This window comes from Vibrio floridensis (assembly GCF_021852965.1).
Lineage (GTDB): Bacteria > Pseudomonadota > Gammaproteobacteria > Enterobacterales > Vibrionaceae > Vibrio > Vibrio floridensis.
The window spans coordinates 18,120-36,682 of record NZ_JAKGCY010000007.1 but is presented as its reverse complement, the minus strand read 5'-3'; the positions used below and the strand labels follow the sequence as shown (position 1 = coordinate 36,682).

20 protein-coding genes are annotated in these 18,563 nt (G+C 47.4%); all 20 read right to left on the bottom strand.

The window, feature by feature from the left end; genetic code table 11:
• Positions 1-33: 33 nt before the first annotated feature.
• The 20 genes from LZU85_RS12325 to fliL all read right to left on the bottom strand — a co-directional run bounded on the left by LZU85_RS12325 (position 34) and on the right by fliL (position 18,551).
• On the bottom strand, positions 34-531 hold the full coding sequence (locus LZU85_RS12325) for a DUF2802 domain-containing protein (protein ID WP_176298696.1): 498 nt from the start codon (positions 529-531) through the stop codon (positions 34-36).
• A complete protein-coding gene (locus tag LZU85_RS12320; RefSeq protein WP_017420583.1) occupies positions 531-1,025 on the bottom strand; it encodes a chemotaxis protein CheW in 495 nt (164 codons plus the stop codon). Before LZU85_RS12320 ends, LZU85_RS12325 begins: the two co-directional genes overlap by 1 nt.
• 32 nt (positions 1,026-1,057) lie before the next feature.
• Complete coding sequence (locus LZU85_RS12315) at positions 1,058-2,125, bottom strand: chemotaxis protein CheW (protein ID WP_176298697.1); 1,068 nt, start codon at positions 2,123-2,125, stop codon at positions 1,058-1,060.
• Entirely contained in the window at positions 2,118-2,894 is a 777-nt protein-coding gene (locus tag LZU85_RS12310; RefSeq protein ID WP_176298698.1) for a ParA family protein, read from the bottom strand. The genes LZU85_RS12315 and LZU85_RS12310 overlap by 8 nt, the downstream gene beginning before the upstream one ends.
• Positions 2,895-2,902: 8 nt before the next feature.
• Positions 2,903-4,033 carry a protein-glutamate methylesterase/protein-glutamine glutaminase gene (locus LZU85_RS12305; protein ID WP_176298699.1) on the bottom strand — a complete coding sequence of 377 codons (1,131 nt, stop codon included), beginning with the start codon at positions 4,031-4,033 and terminating at the stop codon, positions 2,903-2,905.
• Positions 4,034-4,063: 30 nt separating this feature from the next.
• Complete coding sequence (locus LZU85_RS12300) at positions 4,064-6,283, bottom strand: chemotaxis protein CheA (RefSeq protein WP_237287185.1); 2,220 nt, start codon at positions 6,281-6,283, stop codon at positions 4,064-4,066.
• A 9-nt stretch (positions 6,284-6,292) separates the two neighbouring features.
• A complete protein-coding gene (locus LZU85_RS12295) occupies positions 6,293-7,033 on the bottom strand; it encodes a protein phosphatase CheZ (protein ID WP_176298701.1) in 741 nt (246 codons plus the stop codon).
• A gap of 122 nt (positions 7,034-7,155) precedes the next feature.
• Positions 7,156-7,524: a chemotaxis response regulator CheY gene (gene cheY, locus LZU85_RS12290; RefSeq protein WP_017052487.1), complete on the bottom strand. Its 369-nt coding sequence runs from the start codon at positions 7,522-7,524 to the stop codon at positions 7,156-7,158.
• Between the two features lie 44 nt (positions 7,525-7,568).
• Complete coding sequence (locus LZU85_RS12285) at positions 7,569-8,303, bottom strand: RNA polymerase sigma factor FliA (RefSeq protein ID WP_176298702.1); 735 nt, start codon at positions 8,301-8,303, stop codon at positions 7,569-7,571.
• On the bottom strand, positions 8,296-9,183 hold the full coding sequence (locus LZU85_RS12280; RefSeq protein ID WP_176298703.1) for a MinD/ParA family protein: 888 nt from the start codon (positions 9,181-9,183) through the stop codon (positions 8,296-8,298). The genes LZU85_RS12285 and LZU85_RS12280 overlap by 8 nt, the downstream gene beginning before the upstream one ends.
• A gap of 13 nt (positions 9,184-9,196) precedes the next feature.
• Positions 9,197-10,690, bottom strand: coding sequence for a flagellar biosynthesis GTPase FlhF (flhF, locus tag LZU85_RS12275; protein ID WP_176298704.1), 1,494 nt, complete (start codon positions 10,688-10,690; stop codon positions 9,197-9,199).
• Positions 10,691-10,739: 49 nt separating this feature from the next.
• The gene (flhA, locus tag LZU85_RS12270) at positions 10,740-12,836 is read right to left on the bottom strand and encodes a flagellar biosynthesis protein FlhA (RefSeq protein WP_237287239.1); all 2,097 of its coding nucleotides are present in this window, start codon (positions 12,834-12,836) and stop codon (positions 10,740-10,742) included.
• A 188-nt stretch (positions 12,837-13,024) separates the two neighbouring features.
• Positions 13,025-14,155, bottom strand: a complete 1,131-nt coding sequence (gene flhB / locus LZU85_RS12265; RefSeq protein ID WP_176298706.1) for a flagellar biosynthesis protein FlhB — start codon at positions 14,153-14,155, stop codon at positions 13,025-13,027.
• A gap of 9 nt (positions 14,156-14,164) precedes the next feature.
• Positions 14,165-14,947, bottom strand: coding sequence for a flagellar biosynthetic protein FliR (gene fliR / locus LZU85_RS12260; RefSeq protein WP_176298707.1), 783 nt, complete (start codon positions 14,945-14,947; stop codon positions 14,165-14,167).
• A gap of 12 nt (positions 14,948-14,959) precedes the next feature.
• Positions 14,960-15,229: a flagellar biosynthesis protein FliQ gene (fliQ, locus tag LZU85_RS12255; protein WP_011079845.1), complete on the bottom strand. Its 270-nt coding sequence runs from the start codon at positions 15,227-15,229 to the stop codon at positions 14,960-14,962.
• Between the two features lie 15 nt (positions 15,230-15,244).
• Complete coding sequence (gene fliP / locus LZU85_RS12250; RefSeq protein WP_176298708.1) at positions 15,245-16,114, bottom strand: flagellar type III secretion system pore protein FliP; 870 nt, start codon at positions 16,112-16,114, stop codon at positions 15,245-15,247.
• On the bottom strand, positions 16,104-16,526 hold the full coding sequence (fliO, locus tag LZU85_RS12245; protein WP_176298709.1) for a flagellar biosynthetic protein FliO: 423 nt from the start codon (positions 16,524-16,526) through the stop codon (positions 16,104-16,106). The genes fliP and fliO overlap by 11 nt, the downstream gene beginning before the upstream one ends.
• Positions 16,526-16,936: a flagellar motor switch protein FliN gene (fliN, locus tag LZU85_RS12240; RefSeq protein ID WP_176298710.1), complete on the bottom strand. Its 411-nt coding sequence runs from the start codon at positions 16,934-16,936 to the stop codon at positions 16,526-16,528. The genes fliO and fliN overlap by 1 nt, the downstream gene beginning before the upstream one ends.
• A 69-nt stretch (positions 16,937-17,005) precedes the next feature.
• Positions 17,006-18,046, bottom strand: a complete 1,041-nt coding sequence (fliM, locus tag LZU85_RS12235; RefSeq protein ID WP_176298711.1) for a flagellar motor switch protein FliM — start codon at positions 18,044-18,046, stop codon at positions 17,006-17,008.
• Between the two features lie 7 nt (positions 18,047-18,053).
• Complete coding sequence (fliL, locus tag LZU85_RS12230) at positions 18,054-18,551, bottom strand: flagellar basal body-associated protein FliL (RefSeq protein ID WP_176298712.1); 498 nt, start codon at positions 18,549-18,551, stop codon at positions 18,054-18,056.
• Between the last annotated feature and the right edge of the window lie 12 nt (positions 18,552-18,563).

The following is an 18,563-nucleotide window of genomic DNA, read 5'->3' as shown; positions in this document are numbered from 1 at the left end:
AGCTTCTTTTTCTTTTTCAACAGACAAACATGCCTAGCGTCTTGGTGTCGTTTTCTTTTGCGACCTTTCATCCAAATCAGAGAGGCGGCTGCTTAACGGTGGCACTTTTTCTTTGCCCGCTATTTTCTTTTGTAGTGACAACATCAATTCCGCTTCAGCTTTCGGTAACTCACACTCTTTGATTAGTTCGTTGACATCTGCGCCGAGCTGAACCATCTTGCTAGCGCGCGTATACAAACGACCATCGGTATCTGCTTGCTCCAACTCGACAACTCGTTCTGTTAGATGCTGAATAATGTCTTGCTGTTCGCTTACTCGTTGTCCCAACCCAATAACAACGGATCTGACCTCAAGTAATTGCTTATTTGCTTTCTGTAACTCTTTGTCACTGCTACGCAACATCTGGCTTTGTTGGTCTAAACGCTTTTGCAGTACTGCTTTGACTCGCAATGGAAGCAAAATAAGTACAATAAAAGAGAAGACCACAAAGCCAGCGAGTATCACAGGGCTATCGGAAAACATCTCAAGCATTATAGATGAGCCATGTCATCCCATTCTTCATCCGTCAACAACTTGTTCAGGTCGACCAAGATCAGCAGCTTACCATCGCGGTTGCTCACACCTTGGATAAACTTGGCACTCTCATCCGTACCAACAGATGGGGTTGAATCGATTTCTGAAGAACGTAGGTAAACCACTTCAGCGACACTGTCTACAAGAATACCAATCACTTGATGCTCAGATTCAATCACGATAATGCGAGTGTTGTCTGTTACTTCGCCTTCCATTAGGCCAAAGCGTGAGCGAGTGTCGATCACCGTAACGACATTACCACGTAGGTTGATAATACCAAGTACATAATCTGGTGCACCTGGGACGGGCGCAATTTCTGTATAACGAAGTACTTCGCGAACTTGCATTACGTTAATGCCGTAAGTTTCTTCTTCCAGCTGGAACGTCACCCACTGAAGTACTTCATCATTTGTGTGATCTTTTTTTACTTCTACTTCGTTAGAATGAGACATGGCTAATCCTCGTTAATGTCGTTCCCGACTTCTCAAAATTCTGAATTTAATGATTTTACATCCAGTCCGGCATTTAGCATGGAAATTAATGCGTCTACATGAATTAAAGCACACATTTTCTCTTTCACCATGCCGGCAAGCCACGGGCGCTTACCCGATTGCTCACGCCAACGCACTTTTTCTGGATAAAGAAGCTCAGTGCCCAGCAATTTATTACTGGCTAAGCCCCACATGCTATTCCCTAGCATGACAATATACTGATAGTTCGATTTGTATTCTTCATCAGCCAGCTTGTCTGGCATAACCCAACGTGCCGTATCAACCACATCCAGTTGCTGATCCCGATTGGTTTGCAAACCAAGATACCAGCCAGGTCTACCGATTAAGTGGTTCAACTGAGTCAGTTGATGGATTCCACCTAGCTCATCGAGAGGGACAGCGAAAGTCACACTGTTGACATCAAAGTAGAGTACTTGGAAAGCATCTGTTCGTTGAGTCGATGACCAAACCTGAGCGCTGTTTGACTCGGTTTGCATTTCCAACTCGACTTGTGTCTCATGAGACACTTGTTCTTCTTCCTGCGAGATCGTTTCTAACTCAGGCTCTACAGGTGCGACGTCAACCGCTGGCTCTTCAATCTCAACCGGCCAATCCTGAATCTCTTCGCTAAACTCGGTCTCTACAGGCCAATCTTGTATTTCTTCTTTAACTTCGACCACCGGCACTTCATCAACAAGTACCTCTCGTTCGACCACCAGTTGCGCCTCTTGTTGCAACTCAGCAATCGTCGCGGTGTTTTGCGCCAAAATATCGTCGATACCAAGCTCGTCTACGACATTGGTAGATTCTAACTGACTGAGAAGACGTTCGACATCTTCCAAATTTGGCGCTTCGAACTCTCTTAAATCCGTTTCCGCATACCGATAGGATTCTGGCTCTGAATACTGAACTCTCAGCTCTGGTTGATAAGAATTCACTAAACGCTCTGCCACTAAATCGTCTTCGTGGAACAGTTCCAGTTCTTGCTCTTCGGCCAGTAAAGCACTGAAGTAATCATCCAGTGCTTTTTCGCTCGATAGTACCGCTTCTTTGCTACTCATCGATAGCTAACCTCTCTAAATAGATTAGCAATTGCTTATAAGCAAAAACACCACGGCTGCCCTCGGCAAAATGAGATGCAGGTAAACGCTTCAAACTCGCGTCTCTAAACTTAGTATCAATCGGAACCGCTGAAGTCCAAACCTGATCTGGATAGTCCTTTTTTAACTGAGTCAGTGTCTGCAAGGATGCTTTCGTGCGCTTATCGTACATGGTTGGAACGATCGTGACTTTAAAAGGGTCGCGCCGCGATTTTTGCATGATCGACAAAGTACGAACCATGCGCTCCAATCCCTTCATTGCCAAAAACTCGGTTTGGACAGGAATTAAAATTCGATCGCTGGCCGCCAAGGCATTGACCATCATCACACCCAAAATGGGTGGGCAGTCAATCAAGACATAATCGTAATCTTTAGACAAAGCGATTAACGCACGTTTTAATATTAAGCCCATGCCGCTTCTGTTGCCCATTACGCGATCAAGTGTCGCTAAAGACATATGAGCGGGAATGATATCGATCCCTTCAACATCGGTTTTCAATAGCAAAGGTTTAACGTTTTCTCGCGTAAACTCTTTCAGTTGAAACAAATCAAATAGACTGCGCGTCACTCCATCGGGGTCAAAGCCCAGATACGTCGTCAAAGAGCCATGTGGGTCAGTATCGACCAGCAAGACGCGATGGCCTTTTTGACTCAACAGTCCGGCGAGAGTGACGGTTGTGGTGGTTTTACCTACGCCACCTTTTTGATTTGCTACACTCCAAACTATCATATCCTTCCTTACGCTAGCCCTACTTCAACTAGCATACGCTCTGCAATACGATCCAAAGGCAGATCTTCTGTCGATAGTCCTGCTTTGGCCACCGCTTGTGGCATGCCATAAACGACACAGCTCTCTTCATCCTGCGCCCAAATCGTCGCTCCAGCAGACTTGAGCATGCGAGCACCTTCGCGACCGTCAGCTCCCATTCCGGTAAGCACCATAGACAGCACTTTATCTGCGTAGATTTTTGCTGCAGAACCAAAGGTGACGTCGACGCAAGGCTTGTAGTTCATGCGCTCTCCACCATCGATAATGCGAAGCCTTGCGGCTCCAGGGCGGCCATCGATCATCATCTGTTTACCACCAGGAGCTAGATATGCCACCCCCGGTTGTAATACATCACCATCTTGCGCTTCTTTTACCTGAATCTTACACAGGGTGTTAAGACGACTGGCAAACGCTGCCGTAAATGTGGCCGGCATGTGCTGAACCAAGACGATGGGGTGAGGATAGTTAGCGGGTAGTTTTGTCAGAATTTTCTGCAAAGCAACTGGTCCACCTGTTGAGGTACCAATGGCAGTAAGCTGATACTTCTTACCCGATGCTCTGAACTTTGTGACAACAGGAGCGCGCGTTGGTGCAACGGGCTGAGCAACTGCCTCACGCCTTAGTCCTGTTGTAGGACGACTTAGTGAGGTTTGTGGTGCTCTGTCTGCAACAGAGGCGACCGCTGGGCGTCTCATGAATGCGCGTTTTGACGCGATTTGAATGACACGTTGCTGTAACAAGGAGACCGCTTCGTCACGGTTTCGTGCGATATCTTCAAATTTCTTCGGTAAGAAATCCAATGCCCCTGCGTCTAACGCATCTAGAGTCGCTTTAGCACCATCATGTGTTAACGACGAAAACATCAAGATTGGCGTCGGTATCGACGCCATAATTTCACGAACGGCCGAAATGCCGTCCATGACCGGCATTTCGATGTCCATTGTGATCACATCTGGCTTTAGGCGCTTTGCTTTTTCAACGGCTTCTTTGCCGTTTACGGCCACATCGATCACTTCTAGGCGCGATTCGGCATTGATGATCTCGCTGACCCGACGTCGGAAAAAACTGGAATCATCAACTACTAATACTTTTATCGCCATTTGAGTCCTTATTGTATTGCTGGTTCTCGCTTAGATACGAGAGGCTGCCGCATACTGTTTAAGCAGATCTGGCACATCCAAAATCAGCGCTATATGGCCATCACTTGTAATGGTTGCACCGGCCATACCTGGAGTACCTTGCAGCAGGTTATCTAGCGGTTTGATAACCACTTCTTCTTGACCGATTAAGGTGTCTACGACAAAGCCGACACGCTGGCTGCCAATCTGAACAATCACGACATGTCCATGACCCTTGCGCAGTTGTGCTTTACCCGATTTAGGCGCAAGCCAGTTTTGTAAGTAGAAAAGCGGGATGGCTTTTTCACGAACAATGATGGTTAACTGACCATCAACCACATTGGTGCGGCTCAAATCTAAATGGAAGATTTCATTGACCGAGGCAAGTGGCAATGCGAATGGGTGACCCGCAACACCGACCATCAATGTCGGTAAGATCGCCAACGTTAACGGTACTTTGATTGTAATCTTGGTGCCTTTGCCCAGTTCTGAGTCGATATCGATTGAGCCGTTTAGCGTATTGATGGCCGTTTTCACTACGTCCATCCCCACACCACGACCTGAGATATCAGAAATTTTCTCTTTACTTGAGAACCCTGGAGCAAAAATTAGGTTGAAACACTCTTTATTGGATAGACGACCTGCCGCATCTTCATCCATCATGCCACGTTTGACCGCGATACCACGAAGTTTGTCAGGGTCCATACCGCCGCCATCATCGATGATGGCGAGCTCAATATGATCGCCCTCTTGAGATGCAGAAAGAATGACTTTACCCGTACGAGACTTACCTGCTTTAGCACGGTCATCAGGCATCTCGATACCGTGGTCGACCGAGTTACGCACCAAGTGAATCAATGGATCTGCTAGTGCTTCAACTAAGTTTTTATCTAGGTCAGTCTCCTCACCGCGCATTTCCAGCACGATGTCTTTTTGTAGGTTACGTGCCAAGTCACGAACAACACGAGGGAAACGACCAAACACTTTCTTGATTGGCTGCATACGCGTCTTCATGACGGCGCCTTGCAGATCCGCGGTCACCACGTCGAGGTTAGCGACTGCTTTCGCCATCTCTTCATCGTTACTATTCAGACCGAGACTCAAAAGACGATTTCGAACCAGTACAAGCTCACCCACCATGTTCATAATGGTATCGAGCGTTGAAGTATCCACTCGCACTGTTGCATCCGCTTGTTGCGGCTTTTTGGCTGCTTGTTGCGTCGCTGGTGCTTTGGCTTCTTGCACTGCGGGGGCTTTCACTTCCGCACGCGCTGGTGCAACTGCTGGTTTTGGTGCGGCTTTTACCGGCTCGGCAGGCTTGGACGTTGGCGCTGGTGGTGGCGTCACGTTGGCTGCGGCTGGTTTGGTTGCAAAATCCAACTCTTCTAAAGTTGGCCCTTTGCCGGAACCATGAAGCTCATCTAGTAGTCTTTCAAACTCTTCATCGGTCATCAGGTCGCTGTCTGCTCCACTCGCTGCAACAGGTTTTGTTGGCGACGGAGGAGGCGGGGTTACTACATTTGAAGAAGTTGGACTATTTCCCGCGCCGTGCAACTCGTCCAGCAACTTTTCAAACTCGTCGTCGGTGATGTCACCGCTATCGGTCGCTACACTAACAGGGGCTCGAGGCGGGGCTGATGGCGCTGCTGCACCGCTCGGTGCACTGCCTTTGCCGTGCAATTCATCAAGAAGTTTTTCAAACTCATCTTGGGTAATTTCATCCACTGACGAGGCAACCGTGCTGTTTGCTACTGACACAACAGGCTCTTCGACGATAGGCTCAGGCGTAATTTCTGGCTCTGGTTCCACCGCCGCAACTTCTTCATGAATTACATCTTCTGATTCAGGACGACAGAGATGATGAAGCTCATCCAACAGAACAGGATCGGCCGCTTCGAGTGGCTCGCGATCTTGGACGGCTTTAAACTGATGGTTTACTGTGTCTAAAGCACGTAGCATGGTGTCCATTAGACTTGGAGAGACAGTACGCTGGCCATTACGCAATACGTCAAACACGTTTTCAGCACCATGACAAGTTTCAACCAGTTCAGTCAGTGATAAGAAACCGGCACCACCCTTAACCGTATGGAATCCACGGAAAATAGCGTTTAGAAGATCCCTGTCTTCTGGGTTATTTTCCAATTCTACCAACTGCTCAGAAAGCAGCTCCAGAATTTCCCCGGCTTCAATTAGAAAGTCCTGTAGGATATCTTCGTCTAAATCGTAGCTCATACGTTACCTTTAAAATCCAAGACTGGATAACAAATCATCGACTTCATCCTGCGATGCAACTGCGTCTTCACGCAACTCGGGGTGCAAAATTGGACCCTCTGGCTCGCTGCCACTTTTTTCTTTTTCGGCAAGATTCTGTGTTTCTTGAGTTTTGTCCTTCGGCGGTTTATTTCCAGCAAACACCGTTAGGATATCTACCAATCGCCCTTCCACTTCGTTTACGAGAGTGATGACACGACGGATAATCTGTCCAGTTAAGTCTTGGAAATCTTGTGCCATCAAAATTTCTGTTAACTGGCCGCGTAATTCTGTGCTATCGCCTTCGACTTGAACTAAAAGATCTTCGATACGATGGCAAAGGGCCTTGAATTCACTCAATTCGATGCGACCGTGCATCAGTTCATTCCACTGAGGACGGACTTGTAGCAAGCATTCGTGAAGATTATCGGCTATTGGGAGACAGAGCTCGACAGCATCCATGGTCTTGTTCGCTGCGAGTTCCGTTTTTTCGATGACATATTGAAGGCGATCCCTTGCATCTGGGATTTCATCGTTTGTAATTTCTGTCATCCGTTGATCTAAGCTGAAATTCTTCAGAGAAGTGTGCAGATCTCGAGTCAGCGTTCCAATCTCTTGTAGCATTGGATTGCCATTGTCCTCATAGATCGAAGCAACCAGCTGGTCTGCTGCTGCTTGCTCTCCCTGTTCCAGTAATTCAACTAGAGACTTTGCTTGCTCTAATGAGATCATTCTGAATAGACCCTTTTCGTTTATGCTTCGGAAGCATGCTGCGTTTATGAGCTGCCAATGTTTTAAGTGGCATCTTTATCGATGCTTATAGCAGCTCTGACGAAGTAATCTTCAAACGAGGTTTATAAACGTTCAAAAATTTTATCGAGTTTTTCTTTTAGGGTTGCTGCGGTAAATGGCTTAACGATGTAACCGTTAACGCCTGCTTGAGCCGCTTCGATGATCTGCTCACGCTTCGCTTCTGCTGTAATCATCAATACAGGCAAGTGCTTAAGCTCAGCGTCCGCGCGAATATTTTTCAGCAGATCAATACCTTGCATCCCCGGCATATTCCAATCCGTAACGACGAAATCGAAATCACCTTTTTTCAGCATAGGTAACGCTGTCAAACCATCATCAGCTTCCTGAGTGTTATTGAAACCCAGATCACGAAGCAGGTTCTTTACAATACGGCGCATTGTTGAGAAATCGTCAACAATAAGGATCTTCATGTTTTTATTCAAAATTGCCTCCACTGAATGTCGAAATCAGTGTTTTAATCATTTTGTGTCCAAGCACTAAGCTTAGTGCGCAAACGTTGCATTGACTGGCTCAATATCTGACTGACGCGAGACTCGCTAACACTCAGAATTTCCCCAATTTCTTTTAAGTTTAGCTCTTCATCATAATAGAGCGAAAGTACCAAAGCTTCACGTTCTGGTAGCTGTTTTATTGATTCAACCAGTGCTTTTCTAAAATATTCATCAGCAACACCTTTAAAAGGGGTGTTGTTGTCTGAATCTTCCACCGAGGTGATCACATCATCCGATACCCCAAGATCTTCAATACCAATCAAGCGAGAACAATTGATATCTGTCAAAGCATTGTGGTATTGCTCTAGTGACATCCCCATATGCTTCGCTACTTCGGCATCACTTGGATCTCGATTGAGTATTCCTTCAAGTTCGGCTATCGCTTGGCTAATCTCTCGATTGCTTTTGTGTACCGAACGAGGCACCCAATCACCACGCCTGATATCATCAAGCATAGCACCACGGATACGAATGCCAGCATAAGTTTCAAAACTCGCGCCTTTTGTAGCGTCATAATTTTGTTGAGCTTCTATCAGGCCAATCATACCCGCTTGGATTAGGTCCTCGACCTGAACGCTAGGAGGCAGCCGTCCTAATAAATGGTGAGCAATGCGTTTGACCAACACCGAATATCTTTCAATGAACAGTTTTTGGCTGTTCACATTCGCATGCTGGTCATAAGTAAGCGCTTTATTCACCAAACGGTTCCTCTATAAATGCATTGCGTGAGAGCAATCTTTCGACAAAGAATTCCAAATGACCACTTGGGCTTTTGGGTATTGGCCAAGTCAGCGCTTTGTTGGCTAACGAACTGATCGCCAACGCTGCAGGGGAACGCGGGAAAGCGTCCACCACGATTTTCTGTCTCTTGACCGCTTGTCGCACTTTATCATCTAACGGAATACATGCTACGAGTTCGAGGCTCACATTCAAGAATCGCTCTGTGACCAACGTCAATTTTGCAAACAATTCTCGACCTTCTCGGTAGCTTCTGACCATATTTGCAACAATCTTGAAGCGTTGAACTTGATGCTCTTTACTCAATAACTTAATTAAAGCATATGCATCGGTAATTGAGGTAGGTTCATCACACACCACAACGATAACATCTTGAGCTGCTCGTGAAAAACTAATCACCATATCAGAAATACCGGCGGCTGTATCAATGAGCAGCACATCCATATCATCTTCAAGGCTACCGAATGCTCGAATCAAACCAACGTGCTGAGCATGTGAAAGCTCTGTCATACTCTGCGTCCCAGACGTTGCCGGTATTATTTTAATACCATATGGTCCTTCAACAATAGCATCTTTTAGCTCACATTCCCCAGCCAATACATGCCCTAAGTTACGTTTTGAACGAATTCCGAGCATAACGTCGACATTAGCAAGACCTAGGTCAGCATCTAGGACCATCACTTTCTTTCCTTGGCGAGCCATTGAAATCGCTAAGCCAAGGGTTACGTTTGATTTACCCACACCACCTTTTCCGCCAGTAACTGCAATCACTTTGGTTAATGATGGTTGTGTTAAGCGACGGAGGCCGCTTGCTTGATCGTGTATCATATTCTCAGTCATAGTAGTCCGCCGCCTAGAATCCTTCGTTGTCACTGTTCCAGTAGTGAGGTTCATTCTCTGTCGACTTCTCAAGCAGTTCATTCGCTTTCGCGATCAAATATTTTGGTTGTGCTATCACGATGTCTTCTGGCACCCGCTGGCCATTTGCGATATAAGCAACGGGCAGCGCATTTTGAATGACAACACTGACAAATTCGCCCAAGCTTAATGACTCATCGAGCTTGGTCAGGATACAACCTGAAAGTGGAATTCTACGAAAATGATCTAAAGTCTCTTGTAGTACTCGTCGTTGAGCTGTAGCGGGAAGCACTAGATAACTATGAATGACTTCACCACTCTCCTGCATCAAGGTATCGAGCTGTTCTGATAATCGGACATCTCGCTGTCCCATACCCGCTGTATCGACCAAGATCAGTTTTCTGTTTCTGAGCTGATAGATTACATCGGCTAACTCTTTAGAATCTTTAGCAACTTTTACGGGACAACCCATAATTCTTCCATAAATGGAGAGTTGCTCATGCGCACCGATTCGATAAGTATCGGTCGTCACTAACGCGACATTGTTCGCGCCATACTCCATGGCTGCTCGTGCTGCAAGTTTGGCTATCGTGGTGGTCTTCCCAACCCCGGTTGGGCCCAACAACGCCACAACACCACCACGTTTCAGAATATCCTGTTTGGTCACGCTAATTTGGTCAGAGACCAAAGCGAGCAACGCCTTCCATGCACGGGCGGGTTTGGTATCTTCTGGAATGTAACACGCCATCTGATCCGCCAGTTCAGGGGAAACTCCCATACGTTCGAGGCGCTTGATAAGCATTGCCCTAAGTGGCTCTCTACGTTCCACTTCTTGCCAAAGTAATCCCGACACCTGATGTTCCAGCAGACGCCGTATTGAGGTCATCTCTTCACGCATGTTTTCTAGTTCGTTACTGCCTTCTTCCTGTTCAGGCTGAGGCTTACGACGATCATAGCGTGTTGGGTCGAGGCGAGGCTCTGGGCGTGGAACACGCCTGTCTTCGGCAATCAGCTTAGCCAACGGTGAATTCTCACGAATTCGGACGTTATTGCCTTGCTCTTCACGATGTTTGTTTTGTCTTTCCAGCAATGAGTTCAGAGAGTCGGCCGATTCATCTCGGTAGCTGCTCTCTTCGCTTGTATTGCTGTACTGCTTAAGCATGTTGGCAAAGCGTTTGGTCATGGATCCGCCATTGGTCTTCTCGCTCTGTAAGCTGACGCGATCGTCTTGAAGATCGCGAGTCGCTTTACGTGCGGGAGGCGCAGTGTATTGCCCTGCTGTCGACGGGGTTGCTGTCGCTTGTCGGCGACTTAAATTAGGCATGCTGCCAAAAGTGGAGGATTGATTGTCACCATCAATCGCAGCGACAATTTCAACGCCACCGGCCACCTTTTTGTTCGACATGATGACAGCATCAACGCCAAGTTCTTCTTTTACTTGGAGTAATGCAGTTCGCATGTCTTTGGCAAAAAATCGTTTTATTTTCAAACCATTCGTCCATTAAACAGGGCTTAACCATCAGTTATTAATTAATAGATCAGTTACCCACAGCCTGTACAATTCGAATTTGTTTTTCGTCAGGAATTTCCTGATACGAAAGCACTCTGAGGTTAGGAATCGTGTTCTTAACAAATTTCGCCAGAGTGGACCGCAGCACGCCGGAGGTGAGTAAGACTGCAGGTTCGCCTTTGAGCTCTTGCTCCTGAGTCGCCATCATCAACGATGATTGCAATCTTTCAGCCAAACCGGGTTCGATGCCCGCAGACTCACCACCTGACGCCTGCATGGTCTGATGCAATATTTGTTCCAGCTCTGGAATTAGGGTAATCACTGGCAACTCGGGTTCTATTCCATTGATTTCCTGAACGATTAGTCGTTTTAATGAAATCCGTACTGCCGCAGTGAGAATGTCGGGTTCTTGACTCTTTGAGGAATATTCAGCCAAGGTCTGAACAATGGTGCGAATATCTCGAATAGGAATCGCTTCATTAAGTAGATTTTGCAGCACTTTCACCACCGTACCTAGCGCCAGTTGGTCAGGAACAAAATTCTCCACCAGTTTCGGCGCACTTCGGCCCAACATTTCCAGCAAGTTTTGCACTTCTTCATGGCCGAGTAACTGCGATGCATTATTGGTGAGTAGCTGACTCATGTGAGTTGCTAGCACGGTTGAAGAATCCACCACAGTATAGCCTAGTGCTTGAGCGTGCTCTCTTTGGTCAGGTCGAATCCAAACCGCTTCCAACCCAAATGCTGGGTCGATAGTCGGTTCACCATCGATCATGCCATACACTTGACCTGGGTTAATGGCCAGTTCTTGATCAGGACGAATTTCAGCTTCACCGACGGCGACACCCATCAAAGTAATTCGATAACTGTTCGGAGTGAGTTCTAAGTTGTCACGAATGTGCACTGGCGGGATCAGGAAGCCAAAATCTTGTGAGAGCTTCTTACGAACCCCTTTCACGCGTTCAAGCAGTTCGCCACCTTGGTCTCTGTCCACCAATGGGATAAGACGATAACCCACTTCCAAGCCAATGATGTCGACCGGCTGTACGTCATCCCAAGAGAGCTCACGTACCGAGGGGGCATTGCTGCTGTCTGCCACCATGGGCACTTTCGGTTCTTTGGCCTTTTGCTTTTGCTTCTTATCAATAAAGTAAGCACCTGCTCCAGCGATCACCGCTAACGTCAGGAAGGCGAAATGAGGCATTCCGGGTACAATCCCCATAATGCCCAGAATCGCCGCGGTGATCGTAAGCGCTTTTGGATTATCAAACATTTGGAAGAGCATCTGCTCGCCCATGTCTTCATCGGTATTCTGACGAGTCACCATCATCGCCGCTGCAATAGAAAGCAACAGGGATGGGATCTGCGCCACCAGACCATCACCAATGGTCAGCAATGTATAGATTTTGATGGCGTCGGAGAAACCAAGATCATACTGCGCCATACCAATGCTCAAACCACCAATGATGTTGATGAATAAGATCAAAATACCGGCGATGGCGTCACCTTTAACGAACTTCGATGCACCATCCATCGAGCCGTAGAAATCGGCTTCTTTGGTCACTTCAAAACGACGTAAACGCGCTTGTTCTTGGTCTATCAAGCCCGCATTCAAGTCGGCATCGATCGCCATCTGTTTACCTGGCAAGGCGTCCAAGGTGAAGCGAGCACTTACCTCGGAAATACGACCCGCACCCTTGGTGACAACCATAAAGTTAATGATCATCAAGATCAGGAACACCACAAGACCAACGGCGTAGTTACCGCCGATCACCACGTTACCAAACGCTTCGATAACGTTACCAGCCGCGTCTCCCCCTTCGTGCCCCTTCAGGAGAACCACACGCGTTGAGGCAACGTTCAAGGCCAATCTAAGCAAGGTCGCAATCAAAAGTACCGTGGGGAACGCTGCAAAATCGAGTGGTCGACGGGTATACACCGTCACCAACAACACCACCATGGCTAAGGCGATGTTAAAGGTAAAAAACATGTCCAATAGGAACGGAGGAATGGGGAGCACAACCATCGCCAAGGTGGCCAACACCATAATCGGTGCGCCAATCGCAGGCATGGAGCGTTGGGGAATTTTCGGCAACTTATCTGCAAACGGCAGAGTAAATTTCATAGCCATTACTTCGTCTCAATGGATAACTTTAACTTATTGATATAGAAAATAACCACTGGGGTTATCCGTACGTATCATTCGGATTAGGCCACTCTCAAGCAATCTCTATACCAGCTCATGCGCCAAAATAATGACAAACGTGACCATACGGCAAAGTACCGCTCAAAAGCGCTCTCATAACAAGCAAATCACTGGCGCAAATCAGGTGGAATAGGCAAATCATAATCTTTCAGTTTCGGACGATGCCCACCTCGTTTTCGATACTGCTTCAGTTGGAACACATACGCCAGAATCTGAGCCACTGCAGTAAACAACCCATCTGGGATCTGCTGTTCCAGCTCCGTTGAATAGTAAAGCGCGCGTGCCAGCGGCGGAGCTGGAACAATGTAAATATCATGCTCTCTAGCAACTTCTCGAATTTTCATCGCCATGTGATCGGTTCCTTTCGCCACCACCACAGGCGCTCTATCGGTACTTTGTTTATAACGCAGCGCAACAGAGAAATGCTCCGGGTTGGTCACGATCACATCCGCGGTCGGAACGTCCGCCATCATACGGCGCTGAGCGGCTTCACGTTGCAGCATACGGATACGGCCTTTGACCTCAGGCTTACCTTCGGTGTCTTTGTATTCGTCTTTCACTTCTTGCTTGGTCATTTTCAGTTGATCAGCGTGTTGCCAAATCTGAAAAGGAATGTCGATCGCCACCACAATCAACAACGAACAACTGATCAGCAAAACGAAATTCAACAATATGTCCAAAGCGTGGAAAATATTCTGTGGATAGACATCCAAACTGAGTTGGATTAAGTCTTCCTGTGAAGCTTGAATCAGATAGATCGCTACGCCCGTGACCAAGGCGACTTTTAAGATGGATTTGATGAGTTCAACCCAGCTTTGCAAGCCAAACATACGTTTGATGCCGCTCAGTGGGTTCATTTTCGATAATTTAGGCATTGCCGCTTCCACTGAAAAACTGATGCCACCGACGCCGGCAGAACCAATCGCAGCGGCGACAAAGAGCGCAAACAAAATAAGCAGCAGAGGAAGCAGCAAAGCGCTTAAGGCACCACTGGCAATATCAAATAGCTTACTGGGGTCAAAAATTTCTTCACGAGAGAGGCTAAACAAACGCCCCATCGCTTTGAACAACGCTCGTGCGAGACTTTCACCGAACCACATCAGGGAAACAGCACCAATCACCAATACTGACACAGAAGCCAGCTCTTTTGAGCGTGCAACTTGGCCTTTTTCCCGCGCTTGTTGTAACCGTCGGGGCGTGGCTTCTTCGGTACGTTCTTGACCGTCTGACTCTGCCAAACCAGCCTCCTAGCAATTCAAGCGAATAAATCGGCAAACCTGCTGTTCGCCTTGCAACCAGTACAGCTCATAGTGGCTGTATAAGCCAGCCAAGATGTACCAACAAATCAATAATCCCACCAGCAAAGCGAAAGCGAAACCAAGGGAGAAAATGTTCAGCTGCGGTGCGGCTCGGGTCATCACCCCAAAAGAGAGGTTGATGGTCAGCAACGCAATAATGCCCGAAAGCGACATGCTCAAGGCGGTTTTGAACATGATGCTCAGCCACAGTGCCAGTTCGCGGAAATCAACCGCATTCAATGAACCACTGCCTATGGGCAAGGTTTTGAAGCTAAACAGCACCAATTGCAGCATTTTCAAGTGGCCATCAGTGGCAAGGAAGAACAAGGTCGACAGGAACATAAATAACTGACCGAGCAGCGGTGTATTCTGTCCATTGGCCGGGTCCACCATGGAGGCGAAACCCAAGCTCGATTGCATACCCAAAATCTGCCCCAGCAAGACAAACGTTTGGATGATAAATTGCGTGACCATCCCCATCGCTACACCAATGACAATTTGCTCAAAGGTGGTCAAAAAACCTTGGAACGAGAGCAGTTGGAGCTCTTGTGGTACTGCCGGAATGGCGGGCATCAAGGCCAAGGTGATGGCAAGGCTGAGATAGAGTCGAATTCGAGGAGAAACAAAGCGCGCTCCCGTCACCGTCATCACCATCAGCATGGATGAGATACGGGTGAAAGGCCAAAAATAGTTGGCTATCCAGTCCAGAATAATGGTGGTTGGATATTCCATCGCTCCTCCCACCTAGTACAGAACTTGCGGAAAACGTTCCACTAGCGCGAAAAAGTATTCCATCAACATCTGTGTCATCCAATGGCCAAAGAGCATTAACGCCAGCAAAGTCACAATCAGACGTGGCAAAAAGCTCAGGGTTTGTTCGTTGATCGAGGTCGCCGCCTGAAAGATAGCCACAATCAAACCCACCAACAAACTGGGAATAATGATGGCACACACCATGATAAGAACCATCCACAGTGCTTCACGAAACAGCTCAACAAAGACTTCAGGTGTCATCGCTTATCCTCCCTGCTACAAGGCAAAACTGCCAGCTAAGGTGGACAAGATCAAATTCCAGCCATCGACTAACACGAACAGCATCAGCTTAAATGGTAACGAAACGATCATTGGAGAAAGCATCATCATACCCATTGCCATCAGCACCGAAGCCACCACAAGGTCAATGATAAGGAACGGCAAAAACAGCATGAATCCGATTTGGAATGCGGTTTTCAGCTCAGAAGTGATGAACGCGGGAATCAACACTGCCATCGACACATCTTCAGGATTAGTGACTTGCTCTCCAGACATGTTGACGAATGTTTCGAGATCTTTCACGCGTGTTTGCTTGAGCATAAACGCTTTCATTGGCCCTTGCGCGGCGTCAAACGCTTCGCGTGCGGTGAGCTGCTCATTCAGGTACGGCTGAACCGCCTGTTCATTCACTTCGTTGATCACCGGCGACATGATAAAAAAGGTTAAGAAAAGTGCGATACCAATAATGACCTGGTTTGACGGCGTTTGTTGCAGACCCATGGCCTGTCGCAAAATCGACATCACCACCACAATGCGAGTGAATGAGGTCATCAAAATTACCATCGCTGGCAAGAAGCCAAGCATGGTCATTAACGCTAAAATCTGCAACGTAACCGAGTAGTCTTCACTGCCGTCAGGGTTAGTGGTCATGGTGAAAGCAGGAATTCCCCCACCTTTGCCAACACTCATAAACTCGCTTTGACTGGTGTCACTCTGCATTTGTGAAACCGTCACACTACCGCCCGGTGCAAGATTGGCTGGCAACGCGGTCTCTTCCGCTTGTGCCCAAGCCGAAAAGGAAAATAGGGATGCCATCAGTAAGCTGAGTGATAGCCAAAACGTGGTCAGAAGTTGCTTATTGTTCATTCTTTTTCAGTAGCTGGCTAAATTGTTGTGCAAATGCCGTTTTAGCCAACTCCTCCTGTTTTAACGGATGCTCTAATTTTGCAATCAGCTGAATAGACTGACTGGTGATGCCCACTAAAAATTGTTCTTCCCCCGCCTGAACAACGGCGATGCGCTCTCGGGTCCCCACCGCCATTTGGCTCACCACTTTTAGACCGTGTTTCTGGCCGAATGCTGGCGTTTGGATGCGCTTCATCAGCCAAGCTAAAAAGAGAATAAAAGCGATAACGAGGAGAAGAGAAGCAAACGTGGTGGCAAGGTCAAGTTCTGGCGTTTGAGGCGCGGCCCAAACACGAGGAGCACTCGTCATGGTGACCAGTGCTCCTGTAAGACCAAATAAGCGATGGCGATAACGGCTTGGTCTCATAAGCATTAACGCAATTTTTTGATACGTTCAGTTTGGCTGATCACGTCAGTGAGACGAATACCAAACTTATCGTTGACCACCACGACCTCGCCATGCGCAATCAATGTTCCATTGACCAACACATCGAGTGATTCACCCGCCAGGCGGTCCAGTTCCACTACCGAACCTTGGTTAAGCTGAAGTAAGTTACGAATGCTAATTTGTGAACGGCCCACTTCCATTGAAATGGTCACTGGAATATCCATAATGGTATCCAGTTTACGACGCTCATCGGCGGTGATTGGCGCAGAGGTGTCTTTTAGTTCTTCCAATGGTGCAGCTAAAACTTCGTCAACATCAATGTCAGGCGCTGAAGGATCTTCACCCAGAGCCGCTGCCCATTCTGCCGCTAGCCTTTCATCTTCACTTGATGCCATGTTACTGTCCTGTTTTTACTTACTGTTTAACTGAATACTAGACAAAGATATTACTCAATACAGAGCGTATTAATCATCGTCGTTACTTTCTAGCTCAGACATAATGTCTTTGCCCAAGAAAGTTAAATCGGTTTTCACCACATGCGGGCGTTCAATTTCTTCGGAAATTTGCACAGCCAGCTTCTCGTTAGATTGCCCCATCTTTACACGATAGGTGGGCAATTCTTCGACAAACATCACCGCATGTTTAGGCATTTCTATAGGAATAACGTCTCCAGGACGAAGTTCCATCAGATCGCGCAAAGAGATTTTTTTCTCTAACAAGTTAACTCGGAAATTCACCGGGCAATCCATGATTTCTTCGCGCAGAGCAGAGCTCCAACGTACGTCCGTTTCCATTTTGTCCGATTGCACACCCGCATCAAGCAATTCGCGGATCGGCTCGACCATGGAATACGGCATGACCACATGGAAATCACCACCGCCGCCGTCCACTTCGATATGGAACGAGCTCACCACAATCACTTCCGTTGGGCTAACAATGTTCGCCATACTCGGGTTCACTTCCGAATCGAGATACTCAAACTCAACCCCCATCACCGGAGACCAAGCTTCTTTGTAATCTTCAAATACGATTTTCAGTAGAAGCTGTATGATGCGTCGCTCAGTTGGGGTAAATTCACGACCTTCAATTTTGGCGTGGAAGCGACCATCGCCACCAAAAAAGTTCTCTACCAGAATAAACACCAAACGCGCTTCCATGGTGATCAACGCGGTGCCTTTTAATGGTCTGAAGCGAACCATGTTCAAACTGGTGGGTACGTACAGCGTGTTTTGGTATTCACCAAATTTCATCATTTGTACACCGTTGATCGAGACTTCGGCAGTCTTTCTCAACATGTTGAACAAACTGATACGCATATGGCGAGCAAAACGTTCGTTGATTAACTCCAAGGTCGGCATGCGACCACGGACAATCCTATCTTGTGAAGAGAAGTCGAAATTGACGGCACTGCCTAGATCATCATCTATCGGCTCATCTATCTCATCGACATCATCCACCCCATGAAGGAGCGCATCAATCTCGTCTTGGCTTAATAGATCGGTCACGCTATACCTACTGGATTACAAAGTCGGTAAACAATACTTTTTCAATCACAGACTGACCTACCGATTTCGTCAGCGCTGCTTTAATGTCATCTGTGGCTTTGTCGCGTAGCTCCGTTCGACCAGTGGGTGAACGCAACTGCTCAACCGTTGCTGAAGCAAAGGTAGACAGTAAGGAACTTTCAATCAGTGGAGAGTGATAACGAGCAAGGTTCTCGTTTTCAGTTCCTCTGACCATCAACTGCACTTTAATCTGTACCATGCGGTTACGATTGTCGCCTGTCACATTGAAAACAAAAGGCTGAGCAATATTAACGTACGCAATCGGGTCTTCAACAGGTTTTGCGTCGACTTGTGCAGTGGCTTCTTCTTCCGCAGGATCAGAGCCCATCAGGAAAAAGGCCGCGCCACCGCCACCAACCAATAAAACAACAACAGCAATGATAATGATGAGGAGTTTACTTTTCCCTTTTGGTGCGTCTTCACCGTTTTGCATTTCTTCTGCCATGAGCTGCTCTAC